We start from the raw sequence: 15017 nt of genomic DNA on the forward strand, positions 1-15017 counted from the left end.
CGCTAATTCAATATCTCCTCTTCCTCCGTTGGGGCAATAGCAGGAGGTATATAGCGCTGGGCCGAGTCGATGTAATAGCCACCGCAATCTACCTTATAGCCGTTGGGCTTCAGGAAGGGGGCTGGTTTATACTTCGTCAGCCCTTTATCAGCGAATACTTTTTGCATGTACATCCCCCAGGCAGGCATGGCCAACCGTGCTCCCTGGCCAAATTCGATGTTTTTAAAGTGAATCGACCGCTCATCGCCGCCTACCCACAGGCCCGACACCAGGTTCTGTGTGATGCCCATAAACCAGCCATCAGAGAAGCTCGACGTAGTGCCCGTTTTAGCCGCAATCTGACTGCCATTTTCCAACAGTTTGTATTGCGTAGCCAGGCGTTTGGCGGTGCCATTAGCCTCTTCGGTAGCCCCGCGCATGAGATAAAGCATATCGTAGGCCTTCTGCGAACTAATCACCTGTACGGCGTTGAGCGTAAACCGGGCCAGCTCGTTGTCATTCTTGTCTGTAATGCGATAAATCAGGATCGGTTCAACACGGTGGCCACTGTTGGCAAATGTGCAGTAGGCAGCCACCATATCCAGTACCGACACGTCGGCGGTGCCAAGGCAGAGGGTGGGGTTAGCGGGGAAACCGGTTGTATCGATGCCCAGGTCGGCAGCCGTTTTCAGCACGGGCCGGGCTTTGGTTTTCTTAATCAACTGCGCCGATACACTGTTTACGGATTGCCCCAGGGCCTCACGTAGCGATAGACTGGCGCCACTGTAACGTCCGGTTGAGTTTTTAGGCATCCAGGGCGGCCCACCATTGCCGTCTTCGCCGTGGGCAAATACTACCGGGCGGTCGGTGATGCGGTCGCAGGTAGTAAAATAATTGTTGTTCAGGGCGGTGAGGTACACAAACGGCTTGAACGTAGACCCCGGCTGCCGTTTCCCCTGCGACACATGGTCGAATTTCATGTGCTTGAAATTAACACCACCTACCCAGGCCCGCACATAACCCGTGGTAGGGTCCATCGACATAAAGCCCGTGTGTAACAGGCGTTTGTAGTAGCGTAGCGAATCCAGTGTGCTCATGGTAGTGTCTTTTTCCATACGCCGGTTGGCGTAGGTAAACACCTTCATCTTTACCTTTTTGTTCAGTTCGCGCCAGATCGCCTTCTTATCATCGCCATACACTGCCGAAAGCAACTTATACCGTGTAGTGCGCTTCACCGAGTTTTCGATGAAGTTGGGCATTTCCTGCCAGGCGTTGCTGGCGTTACGGAAAACCCAGGGGTTGCGCCCACGCCACTGCTGGTAGAACTTAGCCTGCTGATCGCGCATATTGGTCATCACGGCCTCTTCGGCATCGCGCTGCATCCGCGAGTCAATAGTCGAATAAATTTTCAGGCCGCTGGTATACAGGTTCAGTTCCTTGCCGTTCTCCTTGTTATACTGCTTGATCCAGTTTTTAAGCTTGTCTTTTACTACCGCACAGAAATAGGGAGCCTTGTTGGTATTTTGATTTTCAACGTTGAAATCGAGCTTGACCGGTCTGATTTTGTAGAGCACAAACTGGTCGGGTGTCAGAAAATTATACTTTTTCATTTGGCCCAGCACCACATTGCGCCGTTCGCGGGCGCGAGTCTCGAAAATACGGGGATCGAACAGCGACGGGTTTTTCAGCATTCCCACCAGCAGGGCGCTCTCGTCGACTGTAAGTTGCCAGGGTTCCCGGTTGAAATAAGTCTTGGCGGCGGTTTTGATGCCGTATGTGTTGTTGCCAAACGACACCGTGTTCAGGTACATCATGATGATCTCCTGCTTGGTGTAATTCCGCTCCAGCCGCACGGCCAGAATCCATTCCTTGGTTTTGGCAATTATCAGTCGAACAACGGGGACTTTGCCCAGAATACCTTCGTATACCTCCTCGCGGGTATCGAACAGGTTCTTGGCCGTTTGTTGCGTGAGGGTACTACCGCCGCCCGTGCTTGCCGTATTCTTAAACGTGACTAACCCACTTATGGCGCGGGCAATGGACCGGGCATCGATCCCCGAATGCTTCATGAATCGGGCATCTTCGGTCGCCAGCAGGGCCGAAATGACGTTGGGTGACACCTGCGTAATATCAACGGGGGTACGGTTTTCCAGGTAGAACTTACCCATCTGTGGCCCGTCGTTGAAATAAATGGTTGACGCTTCCTGACTTTTGGGGTTTTCCAGCGCTTTGAGGTTAGGCATGCCACCAAACAGCCAGAGAAAATTGACGGCTACAGCCAGTACGTAGAGGATAATACCGACAATGCCAATCAGAAATAATTTCCAAAGCCGGGTAATCAACAGGCGATAACGCCCAGAGGCAAACTGAATCATAGGGGTGGGTAGGGGAGGGATTTACGATGGACGATTTATGGCTTGCGCGTCAGCTTTTACACGAGCAAGCTGACGCGCAAGCCATAAATTGTCCATCGTCATGCGTCCAGCGTAAATCAATACTATTTCCTTTTCGCCGTGAGTTGCTCAGCGGCGGCTTGACGTTCTTTTACGTGGGGCAATAGGGGACTAGTCGGGTAGTCGCGGACGAATTCGCCCAGTGCCTGTCGATACGCGTCCACGTTTTGCACACGCCCCAGCAAGATAATGCGCAACAGGGCGAACTTGTCTGCAATTTTTGAGCCACCGTACGTGCCAATAGCTGCTTCGGTGCGGGCCAGGGCTTCGGTGCTATTACCCGATTGAAACAAGGCATATAACGACGAGTAAACCTGGTTGGCAACCACTTCATTGACTGCCCCGCCCCGCCCAGATGTAGTCGAACCTGTTTCGGCCACCGTGGCCTGTCCATCAGCCGAGGCCAGCTTGGCGTAGGATGATGTAGGGAATTCGGTCAACAGTCGCTCACGCCAGGGGGATGGCTTACCCAGTTGCTGTGCTGACAAGTACATAAGGTAATAGGCCTCTGGTCGGTAGCTGGAGTTAGGAAAACGGGTCAGCAACTGATCGATTACGGCCATAGCCTGCGCAGGCTGGTCGAGCTGAAACTTGTACACTTTTCCCTGCCGGTACAGTGCCGACTCGAGCAGGTCATTCGACTTCTGAATAGCCTCGGTAGAGAACGGAATCTGCCGGTAAAGCTCATCCTTCTGCGCTTTGCGCTGGTTGAGCGTATTGCCGCCCACGGCCGACCGGGTGCCAGTGGTAGCCAGTTGAGGGTCGGGGTTCGTGGCGTTGGCTGGGTTGGCACCGTTCAGCGGATTTGTTTCTGAGGCCACTGCCACCGACGCATCCTTGTTCAATCGCCGCCAGTTGTCGGTCAATGGCCGGTTGCCCCAGACCTGATTAAATTCCTGCAAGCCCTGGGCCATTTGCACCGGGTTATAGAGCACCCAACGGTCGGCGGGGGCAAGGTCAGAGTTGGTAGCCTGCGCTCCGCTGACCGACGTTCGACCGGTCACCTGTTGAGCCAGGGCTAATTGAGCCGCCTCATCTTTGGCCTGCTGGTCCAGCACCCGGTCGAGCAGTTTGTCAAGGGCGGCGGGGTTCATTTGGGCCAGGCGCTGCAGACTGTCTTCGCGCAGAATAATGGCCTGGTTAGCCACAAACTCGTCCAGCGTTTTTTTGCGCCCTGCCAGCTTTGCATAGAGGGAGTTGTTTTGGGGCAGTAACGCTAATGCGCTATCGTAATAGGCCTGCGCTTTGCTGTAATTACGTTTTTGGTCAAAATAAATCGAACCTATTTCAGCATAGGTCAGCGGTACCTGATCGGTGTTGGTCAGGCCCACCTGCACAGCTTTGTTGTAGTTCGCCAATGCCCGGTCGTAATTACCCCGACGGGCGTCGGTGCGCGCCATCGTGAAATAAATCTTGTCTTTCAGGTCTGAGTTCTTCCGGTCGGCCAGCATCGATTCAAACCGGTCGGTATTACGGGCCTGCTGTTTAGGGTCGCTACCATCGGCCTGCATCAGGTAAATGTTGGCGAAAAATTCCTGGTCGTAGTTGGGACGCGATTTCAGCACCGCCTGAAAATGGGGTGTGGCCAAGGCTGGTTTACCACCTGCTTCATACAGTTGCCCCGCAATGAGGTGCAGCCGTGCTGTGGCTTCCGATTTCGGCAGCATCGGAAACGTAGCATCCAGAATGCCCGCTGCTATCAGGTTTTCGCCTTTTTTCTGGTGCAGGTTGGCTTTGGTGAGGTAAAAATCACGGGTATTCGGTTTGTTCAATGGCTGCGTCCGCAGGTATTCGGCCACAGTCAGCCCGTTGGCAAAATCGCCCGTTTCAGTATAGGCCCGCATGAGGTAGATGAGTGCCTCGTGTTTGTCGTTATCATCGGTGCCTTTCGTATTCACATACTTAAACACCTCAATGGCGTTGGGCAGGTCTTGCCGGTAGAGCCGCGTTTTACCCACCAGGATATAGGCGTTATCAAGCCACTTACTGTTCTGATGCCGCTCGGCCACCAGCGACGCCTTTTTGATGGCGTCGTCTAGCTGCGGCCGCACGCCCTGCGTCGCGTTCGAGTCGAGCGGGAGCAGAATGGGCAGTATTTCGTTGTAATTGTCTTTGCGGTTTTTGAACAGATGCCGCTCTACTTCGTCGATGTCGTCGCGGGCCATCACATAAGCATTGAAGTGCGCCGTGAGGTTGTGGTAACCTTTGCTCATGGCCCCGTTGCTTGTCTGTGAACACGACAGCAAACTGCCTGCCGACCCTACCAGTAAGCTGTAAAGAAGTAGTTTATGTGGCCAGGATGCCGTCATGGGTGTAGACAAATTTGGGGGTGCCCGATTGGCGAGCCACCACCAGAAACGTACCTTTGCCGCTAAGCGTCGGTACGGGTGAGCCTTCTAAAAGGTAAACGATTTCCAGTTATCGAACGTATCCATGTTCGTGCCAATCCCGCGAATCTACGCAATTTTTCAACCATGAACGACGCCCCCAACCCCGACCAGCGCCCTGACGAAGACCCCAACATAGACCGTCGACCGTCGGCTTATGCGCAATACAGTAGCATTGCGTTTCAGATGCTGGCTACCATCGGCCTTGGCGTTTATGCGGGTATGAAACTGGATCAATGGCAGGGCAACAAGACCCCTGGCTGGACGATCGGTTTGTCGCTGACGGCCATTTTCGCGTCGTTATATCTGTTTATCCGGCAATTGCCAAAGAATTAAAGCCGGGTTAAGGCAATGCGCAATACATTACTACTGTCGGCCCTGTTCGGAATTGTATTTTTTGTAGCCGGACGTTTTTACGGGGCTACGTGGGTACATCCGCTTTGGCCTTACATTTTACTGTTCTACGTGGCGGTGGCTGCACTGCTCAATCGACTGATGAGTTTTGTAAAAGACCCTAAATCAGCCCAATTCACCACTTTCTATCTTGCTTTTGTCACGGCCAAGCTTGTGTTGAGTTTCATCTTCATGGGCGTGCTACTCTACAATGGCGTGTCTGCACGGGCCACGTTTGTGATTACGTTTCTTGTACTGTATTTAGTTTATACGAGTTTTGAAATCTACGGCCTTACGCGTAAATTGCGACGCGATTCATAGAAACGCCTACTAATTTCATATGATGGGTTCATCAATCAAGCAATTATTACTCGCGTTCGCCCTGATTATCAGCACGGTTTCGGGCGTTTTTGCGCAGGAGCATACCCTCGACGGGCAGGAGACCAAACACGAGCAGGAGAAAGGATTCAATGTGGGCGATATGATCAAGCACCACATCCGCGATGACCGGGGGTGGGAGTTTGCGCATGGCATTACCCTGCCATTGCCCGTCATTCTGTACTCAAAAGATCGCGGTCTGGAAGTTTTCTCATCGTCGCACCTGAACCACGGTGCCATCTATGAAGGCTACAAGTCGGAGCATGGTCACATCCACCGTGTCGATGCTGCTGGTAAGCCAGACGAAAATGTGCACGTTTATGATTTTTCCATTACCAAAAACGTGGCATCGCTGATACTGAGTGCGCTGATTCTGTTTTTCGTCTTTACATCAGTTGCTAAAGGATACGATAAGAATAAAGGCAAGGCCCCGTCAGGTTTGCAGTCGTTTCTGGAGCCTATTGTCATGTTTGTCCGTGACGAAATCGCCAAGCCTAACCTTGGCCCTAAATACGCCACGTATCTGCCTTATCTGCTTACGCTGTTCTTCTTTATTCTGGTAAACAACCTGTTGGGTCTGCTTCCGGGCGGTGCCAACCTGACCGGCAATATTGCCGTGACGATGGTGCTGGCAGTAATCACGTTTTTCGTAACGAGTTTCAGCGGCAACAAACATTACTGGATGCACCTGGTAAAACCTACTGGCGTGCCCGTGGCGCTGCTGCCCATTATGATCCCGGTAGAAATTGTGGGTTTGTTCATGAAGCCCCTATCACTGATGATCCGGTTATTTGCCAACATCACGGCGGGCCACATTATCATTCTTAGCCTGCTTGCGCTCATTTTCATTGCCGGACAGGCGGGCGCAGGTACCGGTTATGGTGTTTCGTTGATTGTTGTGCCCTTTACACTCTTTATGAACCTGATCGAATTGCTGGTAGCGTTTCTGCAGGCGTTCATCTTCACGCTGCTGACGTCGATGTATATCGGTAGCGCCATTGAAGAACACCACGAAGCTGACCACGGCATTGGGTACGAAGGTCCCGGCGTTGAGATAGGGTAAAGTTTAACGTTCAATGTCTAAAGTTTAAGGTTGACTATTGTTGGTACTGCTTCATGTGTTTAGCAAAATCTTAAACCCGTAGCGGTGGATTCGTTAAACGTTAAACATTGAACCCATTTTTCGTTGCTTTCTTTTGTTTTTCACTTATATAAACTGTTCTGAGATGTTCGCTTTGATGCTCTCGATTTTGTTGGAAGCTACGGGTAGCGTAGCCATCATGGGTGCCGCTATCGGCGCTGGTTTGGCTGCTATCGGTGCTGGCTTGGGTATTGGTCGTATTGGTGGTTCTGCCATGGAAGGCATTGCCCGTCAGCCGGAAGCGGCTGGTCGTATCCAGACTGCCATGCTGATTATTGCGGCCCTGATTGAGGCCGTGGCCCTGTTTGCTGCGGTTATCTGTCTGCTGGTTGCACTGGCCTAAGTAGCTTTTACCGTATCTCGTCGGCGCAATAGGCAATGACACACGGGATACACCGCATTTGAAGGTAGCCTGCCAACTGGAATCGCCATTGGCGGGCTACTTCTCTGAAACAAAAGAAAGCGTACTGTTTTACACATCACTTTTAGTTTATACCAACCATGGACCTGCTTATTCCCGATCTCGGCTTATTGTTCTGGCAGATCATCATTTTCGGAGGCCTGTTCTTCATCCTGCGCAAGTTTGCCTGGGGGCCCATCACCCAAAGCCTGAAAGAACGCGAAGACAATATTCAGGGTGCGCTTGATCTGGCTGAAAAGACGCGTGGCGAAATGGCCAAGCTGAAATCAGAAAACGAGCAGATTCTGGCCCAAGCCCGCAACGAGCGCGACGTTATGCTGCGTGGTGCTAAAGAAACTGCCGATAAGATGGTAGCTGATGCCCGTGACCGGGCCAACATAGAAGGTCAGCGGATGCTGGAGCAAGCCCGTGAGGCCATGCAGAACGAACGTCAGGCCTTGGTTGCCCAGATGAAAAAAGAGGTGGTAAATCTCTCTATCGAAGTAGCCGAGAAAGTGCTTCGTCGTGAACTGAACGACAAGGCATCGCAGGAGAAATTGGTGCAGGATCTGGTGGCTACGTCACACCTAAACTAAGGCAGGCATGGCTATTTCAACTGTTGCTGCCCGTTATGCCAAATCATTGATTGATCTGGCTCAGACACAGGGCATTGTCGAAGAGATGCATACGGATATGCAATACTTTAAGCGCACCATCACCGAGAACCGGTCGCTGGGTGTATTGCTTAAGAATCCGATTGTGCGTAACGAAAAGAAATGGAGTATCATTAAGGCTGTTTTTGCCACCCGGCTGCAACCGCTGACGATGTCGTTCTTCCACATTGTAGCCCAGAAGGGCCGCGACAATATTCTTGACGCCATCGCTGATGCATTCATTGCGCAGTACGACAAAATGAAGGGCATCGAACGGGCTACTGTTATCACTACGGTTCCCCTCACCGAGGCTGTTCGTGAAAAACTGAAGGCCCAGGTGAAGACCATGACCGGCAGCAAGACTGTGGAACTGGAAGAAAAGTATGATGATAAACTCATTGGTGGTTATGTACTGCGCGTGGGCGACCGGCAGTTTGATGCATCGCTGCGCAGTCAATTGAATGACCTGCGGCTTTCGTTTATGAATTAATTAGCCGTTGGACGATAGTTTTAGACGTTGGAAAAGCCGCCCTACACGGGGCGGCTTTCGTATTTTTGTTCTCTTACGCAGTTCTCCCGTTCGTTGATGATTATCCCACTGGCCCACCGTGCCAACCAAGCCCAGGAATACTATTTTTCCATCAAGCTCGCCGAGGTTCGGAAACTCGTGGCAGCGGGTCATGATGTTATCAATATTGGCATCGGTAACCCCGACATGATGCCTTCCAACACCACGCTGGAAACCCTGGCGCAGACGGCCCAACAGCCCGGTGCGCATGGTTACCAATCCTATAAAGGTATCCCCGCCCTCCGGCAGGCCATTGCTCATTTCTATAGCCATACCTATGGTGTGACCCTGGACTCCGAAACGGAGATAATGCCCCTGATTGGCTCGAAAGAAGGTATTACGCACCTGTCGCTGACGTTTTTAAACGAAGGTGACGAAGTGCTGGTGCCAGAACTGGGCTACCCCGCTTACCGCGCTGTGAGCCAAATGGTAGGTGCCAACGTAGTGGAGTACAGTTTGCAGGAGCACCAGGGCTGGCAACCCGACTGGCAACAGATGGCCGACCTTCTCACCGACCGGACGCGCCTTGTCTGGCTCAACTACCCACATATGCCTACGGGTGCTCCCGCCACGCGTGAACTGTTTGAATCGGCGGTGCGGTTTGCTCATGACCACAGCGTGTTGCTCTGCCACGACAACCCGTATAGCCTCATTCTGAATAAAAAGGCCCCAATCAGCCTGCTATCGGTTGACGGAGCCAATGAGGTAGCGGTCGAGTTGAATTCGATGAGCAAATCGCACAATATGGCGGGTTGGCGCGTAGGCTGGATGGCCGCTGCCAAACCCTATGTCGACGCGGTGCTGACGATAAAGAGCAACGTTGATTCGGGAATGTTTCTGGCCATTCAGCAGGCAGCCGCTACAGCACTGCACAACACCGATGCCTGGCATGCCGAACGCAATGCTGTTTATCAGGGCCGCCTGGAAGCTGCCTATGCGTTTTTAGATGCCCTCGACTGCGCTTACGCCCGTGATCAGGAAGGACTGTTTCTTTGGGCTAAACTGCCCGACCATATTCCGTCAGCGGAAGGGCTGGTAGATGATTTGCTGTACAATAAACACGTATTCATTGCCCCCGGCCTGATCTTCGGCCCCAAAGGCAACCGGTACATACGCGTCTCGCTCTGTATGCCCAAAGAGCGTATCGAGCAGGCCACCAAACGCATTCTGACATGAACATTTCCATCATTGGTATTGGTTTGCTCGGCGGCTCATTTGCGTTGGCTGTACGCGAAAAATATCCGAAGGCACGATTTATTGGGGTTGATGCCTCACAAGTGCACGGACAACTGGCCTTAGCTAAGGGCATTATTGATGAGGCAATGCCGCTAGAACAGGCCGTTCCCATAAGCGATCTAGTCGTGCTGGCTACCCCCGTCAACACCATTCTGACCCTACTGCCCGGTATTCTGAATACCCTGCCCGAACAGGCCACGGTGCTTGATCTGGGGTCGACCAAAGAGAGCATCTGCACCCTGGCCGACGCACACCCCAAACGGAGGCAGTTTGTGGCGGCGCATCCCATGGCGGGTACCGAAAACTCGGGACCCGGCGCGGCGTTCCGGGAGTTGCTGCCGGGCAAAAACCTCATTATCTGCGACCGCGAGAAGAGCGCCCCCGATAGTCTGAAGCTAGTGGAAGCGCTGTTTTTGGATATTGGTATGAAGCTATTTTACATGACCCCTCAGGAACATGATCTACACCTCGCCTACGTGTCGCACCTGAGTCACATCAGCGCGTTTGCTCTGGGGCTGACTGTGTTGGAAAAAGAAAAAGACGAGCAGGCCATCTTCGATATGGCCAGTACGGGTTTCAGCAGCACTGTCCGCCTGGCTAAAAGCTCACCTCAGATGTGGGCACCCATTTTCGACCAAAACCGCGAAAACGTCTCGCAGGCCCTTGCCGATTATATCGAGTTTCTGCAACGCTTCAAAACGCTCATCGACGACCGCGACGTATCAAATTCCCTCGATTTCATGGCCCGCGCCAATGTTATCCGCCGGGTACTGGAGGGGATCGAGAAGCGGTAAAGTCATTACGTTTTCCGCTTCTTTTTCCTTGCCGAAGGAAACAGTACATTGTTGAGGATGAGGCGGTAACCGGCTGAGTGGGGGTGAAGGTTGAGATCGGTGGCCTGCCGGAAGTTGCCACCGCCACCACGGGTGCCTTCGGGGTCGTGACCGCCATAGAAGGTCCACTGCCCCCGGCCCAGTTCGCCATAGATATACCGGTCAGACGAGGTGCTGGTGCCCATCACCAATGCGCTTGATTTCACCGTCGATTTGGTAAAGGCGGTGGTTTGTCCGAAAAATTCGCGGATGACTGACTCGTGGTTCTGCACCAGCATCGCCGGGATAGCATCAAACTTGGCTGAGAAATCGAACAACTGAAAATAGCCCGATGGTTGATCCCAGCCGCCCCGCCCCGCCGAACTGTTGATGTTGGAAAACGAGATGCCCCCACCGTAGCCATCGCCGTCGTCGAGGTTAAGCTGAAAATTCTGGAAGGCCAGCGTCTTGCCAAAATCGAGCTTGCTTTGCGCCTGTGGGTCAATTCCGTCGCCGTCATACAGGCTGGGCACAATGTCGACACCTTCGGCAGACAGGGCAATATCAAACGTTTCGGCACCCGAACACATAGCAAACAAAAAGCCCCCACCCGCACAGAACACCTTAATGCGTTTAGCCACGTCGAGCTTCAATTGCGACAGTTTGGCATACCCCAATTTGGCAGCAAGGCCCTTTTGCGCGGCCATATCTTCGGGCGAGATCCGGTGCAGGTTCCGACCTAGCTGACCCGTAAAATCTTCATGGTGCAGGTGCAGCCAGTCGAATTTGGCGAGGTCGCCTTTCATGATTTCCTCGTCATACACCACCTCGAATGGGATTTCGGCGTAGGTCAGTACGTTCAGGACAGCATCGGTATTTTCAAATTCTGCCTTGCTGATTTTTATGGGGGAATAAACCGCGATCCGAGCCGCTTTAAGCAGTTTCACGGCATCGGTGTTGGTGTTTGGCTGGGCCACCTCCTGCCGGATACGCTGGGCTGTACCATTGCTCAAATGCTCGAAACGAACGTTACGAATGCGGCATTCCGACTCCAGTGCTGGGGTGGCTGGCGTCATGAAACTTCCACCCCGGTAGTTGAGCAGCCAGTCTACTTCGCCGTCATTTTTTAGCACCATGTAGGCCACGCCATACGCTTTGAGGTGGTCCGTCTGGGCGGCATCCATCGGAATAAGCAACTCGTCGGCCCGGCTACCGAAGGGTACTAACAGCAGGAGAAGGAACAGCGTTTTCATACCCATCAAAGCAGTTGTTCTATGCCCTTTAACTATGATTATCAGGCGTTTGTTATGCAATGGTAGGGGTGTGTGGTGTGCGTATTTTTGAAAAAAGCGGGCACATAACAAACAGTTCGGGATTTCGACGTGTAAAGTAACAGGCGGCTGCTTACCGGCCGTTCGTTAACAACATATTACCCATGCAACAAGCAACCACACAATCCGGAGGTGGACTAGCCACCGCATCCGGCACCATTACCCTCGGTAGCGACCGTATGAACGGCCAGTTAACCGTGAACCGCCTCGGTTACGGAGCCATGCGAATTACCGGCGACGGTATCTGGGGGCCGCCCAAAGACCGCGACGAGGCTATCCGGGTACTGAAACGCTGCCTCGATCTGGGCATCAACTTTATTGATACCGCCGACAGCTACGGACCTTTTGTCTCAGAAGAACTCATTGCCGAAGCCCTGCACCCCTACGCCGAAGGGCTGGTGATTGCTACCAAAGGTGCTTTACTCCGTACGGGCCCTAATCAATGGCCTGTAGACGGTAGCCGCAAGCACCTGGAAGAAGCCCTGAACGGTAGTCTGAAACGGCTGAAAGTGGAGCAGATTGACCTTTATCAGTTGCACCGCTTTGATGAGAAAGTGCCTTCGGAAGAGTTTTTAGGCTTTCTGAAAGAAGCGCAACAGCAGGGCAAGATCAAGCACATCGGCTTGTCGGAAGTAGACGTAGACCAGATCAAAGAAGCCCAGCAGTATTTTGAGGTGGTATCGGTACAGAATATGTACAGCTTCGGGCAGCAGAAATGGAACCCCACGCTGAAGTACTGCGAAGAAAACAACATCGCCTTCATCCCGTGGTATCCGCTGGGTGGTGGCGACTTAAGTGCCGAACAGGCTATTCACAAAGTAGCCGAACGCCACGGTGCCACCGAGTATCAGATCGCGCTGGCATGGTTACTGGCTGCTTCGCCCGTTATGCTGCTGATTCCCGGCACCTCATCGGTGAAGCATCTGGAGCAAAACACAGCTGCCGCTCAGATAAAACTGACCGAAGAAGATTTCCAGGATATGCCGCTACCTAAACAAATTTAACGTTTAAAATCTAAGGTCCAAAGTTGGCTGACGCAAGCGGTATGACGCGTCAGCCAACTTTGGACCTTAGACGTTAAACGTTAAATCTGTTTACTTGCTCTCTTTCAGCGCGTCCATTTTCTCGCGGGCTGCTTTCAGCTCCGAGAGTTGCTTGGTCAGATCTTCTTTGATGTAAGCAGGCAATTTATCGTTTTCGATAGCCGACTCATAAGCTTCAACAGCTGCGTTCTCACCGAAAGTCACTGAGCTAAGTACCGTATCCCGATCCTTACCCGTCACCGCCGACTTGATATCGATCCAGGCGCGGTGAATTTTGCTGCCCACGTCGGTTGAGGTAGTGTCTGAAACGGCTGTGCCGTCGATGCGCACGATATGGTCGGCTAGTTGGCTACGGAAGTTTTGGCTCTGCACAATCATCTCGTTGAAAAGGTGATCAAGCTGGCTGTCTTCCGTGTCTTCTACAGCCTTCAAATAACCCTGAATACGGTCATTGTTGATTTTTACTAGTTCGTTGAGGTCGTCAACAATGTCTTCGTTCTTAATCATAATCGTTGTTCTTGAGCGGATCGCCGCCGCGATGGTTTAACAATCGACATGATTAACCGATTTGGCGAAGTTCTGTTTTAGAAACTGAGTCCAAGGTGTAGAGTCTAAGGTTTAAAGTCTAAGGTTTAAAGTTGGCTGACGCAAGTACATCTCGCGTCAGCCAACTTTAAACCTTAGACTTTAAACCTTAGACTCTACACCTTGGACTCAGTTCAAAATTCCGCTGACTTGGGTGCTCTTGGGAAGGGGATTACGTCGCGGATGTTGCTCATGCCCGTCACAAATAGCACCAGCCGCTCGAAACCCAGGCCGAAACCAGCGTGGGGGGCCGTGCCGAAGCGGCGCGTGTCGAGGTACCACCAGATGGCTTCGGGGTCAATGCCCACCTCGGCCATGCGGGCGGTAAGCTTATCCAGATCATCTTCCCGTTGCGAGCCGCCGATGATCTCGCCAATGCCGGGAAACAGTACGTCCATCGCCCGAACCGTTGGCCCAAACACCTCCCCACGCGCGTTGGTGGCGGGTTCGTTGTCCTGTTTCATGTAGAACGACTTGATGGCGCGGGGGTAATTGGTCAGGATAACGGGCTTTTTGAAATGCTTTTCGACCAGATACCGCTCGTGTTCCGACTGTAGGTCCACGCCCCAGCTTACCTCATACTGAAACTGCCCTTTCTTGGCAGGTTTCGAGTTGCGCAGAATCTCGACGGCCTCGGTGTAGGTTAGCCGCTCGAAGTCGTTGTCTATCACGAAACGCAGCTTCTGGGTCAGTGTCATCTCCTGCTGCTCTTCCTTTTTCTTTGTTTTTTCTTCTTCCGCCAGTCGATTTTCCAGGAAAGCCAGGTCATCGGCGCAGTTGTCGAGGGCGTAGCGAATCACCGACTTCACGAAGTCTTCGGCCAGGGCCATGTTATCTTCCAACTCGTAAAAGGCCATTTCCGGCTCAATCATCCAGAATTCGGCGAGGTGGCGCGTGGTATTTGAGTTCTCGGCGCGGAATGTTGGTCCGAACGTGTAAATCTTGCCCAGGGCCAACGCGCCTAGCTCACCTTCCAGTTGACCTGATACGGTCAGATTGGTTTCGCGACCAAAGAAATCCTGGCTGTAGTCGATTTTACCCTCTTCCGTCTTGGGCGGGTGCATGGGGTCGAGTGTCGAGACGCGGAACATCTCGCCTGCGCCCTCAGCGTCGGAGGCCGTAATGATGGGCGTGTTGAGGTAGAAAAATCCGTTGTCGTTATAATACTTATGCACCGCGAAGGCCAGCGCATGACGAATGCGCAGAATGGCGCTAAACGTATTGGTGCGGGGCCGCAGGTGGGCAATCTCGCGCAGAAATTCGAGCGAGTGCCGCTTGGGTTGCAGCGGGTATTTCTCCGGGTCGGCGGGGCCATAGATGGTCACGTCGGTAATTTTTACCTCTACCGCCTGCCCGGCTCCCTGCGATTCGACGAGTTCGCCGGTGATGGCTACGCAGGCCCCGGTGGTGATCAGGCGGAGGGTGTCGTCGGGCAACGTACCCGTTTCGGCCACGGCCTGGATGGTGTGGATCGTGGAGCCGTCGTTGATGGCGACAAAAACCGCGTTTTTACTTTCGCGCTTAGTGCGCACCCAGCCTTTGACCGTCACGGTCTGTCCCGGCGGGGTTTGCAGCAGTTGTTTAACAGGTTGGTAACTCATGAGGGCAAAATTACACTGTGCGTTAGTTGATAGGATATAACGTATAGCGAATAATGC

At 52.8% G+C, this 15017-nt stretch carries 14 protein-coding genes; 9 read left to right on the forward strand and 5 right to left on the reverse strand.

The annotated features are described in order from the left end of the window. Positions 1–2: 2 nt before the first annotated feature. Entirely contained in the window at positions 3–2354 is a 2352-nt protein-coding gene (locus J2I47_RS01180; protein WP_207362716.1) for a penicillin-binding protein 1A, read from the reverse strand. 122 nt (positions 2355–2476) lie between these two features. Beyond that, positions 2477–4741, reverse strand: a complete 2265-nt coding sequence (porW, locus tag J2I47_RS01185; RefSeq protein WP_207362717.1) for a type IX secretion system periplasmic lipoprotein PorW/SprE — start codon at positions 4739–4741, stop codon at positions 2477–2479. A 165-nt stretch (positions 4742–4906) separates the two neighbouring features. On the opposite strand from porW, the gene J2I47_RS01190 reads away from it, so the two are divergent. From J2I47_RS01190 to J2I47_RS01225, 8 genes are all read left to right on the forward strand, one after another. Further along, positions 4907–5155, forward strand: coding sequence for an AtpZ/AtpI family protein (locus J2I47_RS01190; RefSeq protein ID WP_207362718.1), 249 nt, complete (start codon positions 4907–4909; stop codon positions 5153–5155). Positions 5156–5170: 15 nt separating this feature from the next. Beyond that, positions 5171–5533: a hypothetical protein gene (locus J2I47_RS01195; RefSeq protein WP_207362719.1), complete on the forward strand. Its 363-nt coding sequence runs from the start codon at positions 5171–5173 to the stop codon at positions 5531–5533. Positions 5534–5552: 19 nt separating this feature from the next. Continuing rightward, a complete protein-coding gene (gene atpB / locus J2I47_RS01200; RefSeq protein ID WP_207362720.1) occupies positions 5553–6653 on the forward strand; it encodes a F0F1 ATP synthase subunit A in 1101 nt (366 codons plus the stop codon). Between the two features lie 163 nt (positions 6654–6816). After that, positions 6817–7074: an ATP synthase F0 subunit C gene (gene atpE / locus J2I47_RS01205; RefSeq protein WP_207362721.1), complete on the forward strand. Its 258-nt coding sequence runs from the start codon at positions 6817–6819 to the stop codon at positions 7072–7074. Positions 7075–7232: 158 nt separating this feature from the next. Then, complete coding sequence (gene atpF, locus J2I47_RS01210) at positions 7233–7727, forward strand: F0F1 ATP synthase subunit B (RefSeq protein ID WP_207362722.1); 495 nt, start codon at positions 7233–7235, stop codon at positions 7725–7727. Positions 7728–7734: 7 nt separating this feature from the next. Next, entirely contained in the window at positions 7735–8274 is a 540-nt protein-coding gene (gene atpH, locus J2I47_RS01215) for an ATP synthase F1 subunit delta (RefSeq protein WP_207362723.1), read from the forward strand. 96 nt (positions 8275–8370) lie between these two features. Beyond that, positions 8371–9528: a pyridoxal phosphate-dependent aminotransferase gene (locus J2I47_RS01220; protein ID WP_207362724.1), complete on the forward strand. Its 1158-nt coding sequence runs from the start codon at positions 8371–8373 to the stop codon at positions 9526–9528. Beyond that, positions 9525–10382, forward strand: a complete 858-nt coding sequence (locus J2I47_RS01225; protein WP_207362725.1) for a prephenate dehydrogenase — start codon at positions 9525–9527, stop codon at positions 10380–10382. The genes J2I47_RS01220 and J2I47_RS01225 overlap by 4 nt, the downstream gene beginning before the upstream one ends. 5 nt (positions 10383–10387) lie before the next feature. Here the strand turns inward: J2I47_RS01225 and J2I47_RS01230 are convergent, their stop codons facing one another. Next, on the reverse strand, positions 10388–11659 hold the full coding sequence (locus J2I47_RS01230; protein WP_207362726.1) for an asparagine synthetase B: 1272 nt from the start codon (positions 11657–11659) through the stop codon (positions 10388–10390). A gap of 176 nt (positions 11660–11835) precedes the next feature. Between J2I47_RS01230 and J2I47_RS01235 the strand changes: the two genes are divergently transcribed. Further along, positions 11836–12735, forward strand: a complete 900-nt coding sequence (locus J2I47_RS01235; RefSeq protein ID WP_207362727.1) for an aldo/keto reductase — start codon at positions 11836–11838, stop codon at positions 12733–12735. Positions 12736–12825: 90 nt separating this feature from the next. On the opposite strand, the gene J2I47_RS01240 is transcribed toward J2I47_RS01235, so the two are convergent. Together J2I47_RS01240 and asnS are read right to left on the reverse strand one after the other, a co-directional pair. Beyond that, complete coding sequence (locus J2I47_RS01240; RefSeq protein WP_207362728.1) at positions 12826–13281, reverse strand: ferritin-like domain-containing protein; 456 nt, start codon at positions 13279–13281, stop codon at positions 12826–12828. 212 nt (positions 13282–13493) lie between these two features. Then, positions 13494–14960 carry an asparagine--tRNA ligase gene (gene asnS / locus J2I47_RS01245; protein WP_207362729.1) on the reverse strand — a complete coding sequence of 489 codons (1467 nt, stop codon included), beginning with the start codon at positions 14958–14960 and terminating at the stop codon, positions 13494–13496. Between the last annotated feature and the right edge of the window lie 57 nt (positions 14961–15017).

The sequence above is a fragment of the Fibrella rubiginis genome, from assembly GCF_017353185.1.
In the GTDB taxonomy this organism is placed as follows: Bacteria; Bacteroidota; Bacteroidia; order Cytophagales; family Spirosomataceae; genus Fibrella; species Fibrella rubiginis.

Excerpts from the sequence above, each read along its gene's own strand:
- J2I47_RS01220 (WP_207362724.1), top strand. The coding sequence starts at position 8,371 with ATGATTATCCCACTGGCCCACCGTGCCAACCAAGCCCAGGAATACTAT.
- J2I47_RS01240 (WP_207362728.1), bottom strand. The coding sequence starts at position 13,281 with ATGATTAAGAACGAAGACATTGTTGACGACCTCAACGAACTAGTAAAA.
- J2I47_RS01225 (WP_207362725.1), top strand. The coding sequence starts at position 9,525 with ATGAACATTTCCATCATTGGTATTGGTTTGCTCGGCGGCTCATTTGCG.
- atpF (WP_207362722.1), top strand. The coding sequence starts at position 7,233 with ATGGACCTGCTTATTCCCGATCTCGGCTTATTGTTCTGGCAGATCATC.
- atpB (WP_207362720.1), top strand. The coding sequence starts at position 5,553 with ATGATGGGTTCATCAATCAAGCAATTATTACTCGCGTTCGCCCTGATT.
- J2I47_RS01195 (WP_207362719.1), top strand. The coding sequence starts at position 5,171 with ATGCGCAATACATTACTACTGTCGGCCCTGTTCGGAATTGTATTTTTT.
- asnS (WP_207362729.1), bottom strand. The coding sequence starts at position 14,960 with ATGAGTTACCAACCTGTTAAACAACTGCTGCAAACCCCGCCGGGACAG.
- J2I47_RS01235 (WP_207362727.1), top strand. The coding sequence starts at position 11,836 with ATGCAACAAGCAACCACACAATCCGGAGGTGGACTAGCCACCGCATCC.
- porW (WP_207362717.1), bottom strand. The coding sequence starts at position 4,741 with ATGACGGCATCCTGGCCACATAAACTACTTCTTTACAGCTTACTGGTA.
- atpH (WP_207362723.1), top strand. The coding sequence starts at position 7,735 with ATGGCTATTTCAACTGTTGCTGCCCGTTATGCCAAATCATTGATTGAT.
- J2I47_RS01230 (WP_207362726.1), bottom strand. The coding sequence starts at position 11,659 with ATGGGTATGAAAACGCTGTTCCTTCTCCTGCTGTTAGTACCCTTCGGT.
- J2I47_RS01190 (WP_207362718.1), top strand. The coding sequence starts at position 4,907 with ATGAACGACGCCCCCAACCCCGACCAGCGCCCTGACGAAGACCCCAAC.
- atpE (WP_207362721.1), top strand. The coding sequence starts at position 6,817 with ATGTTCGCTTTGATGCTCTCGATTTTGTTGGAAGCTACGGGTAGCGTA.
- J2I47_RS01180 (WP_207362716.1), bottom strand. The coding sequence starts at position 2,354 with ATGATTCAGTTTGCCTCTGGGCGTTATCGCCTGTTGATTACCCGGCTT.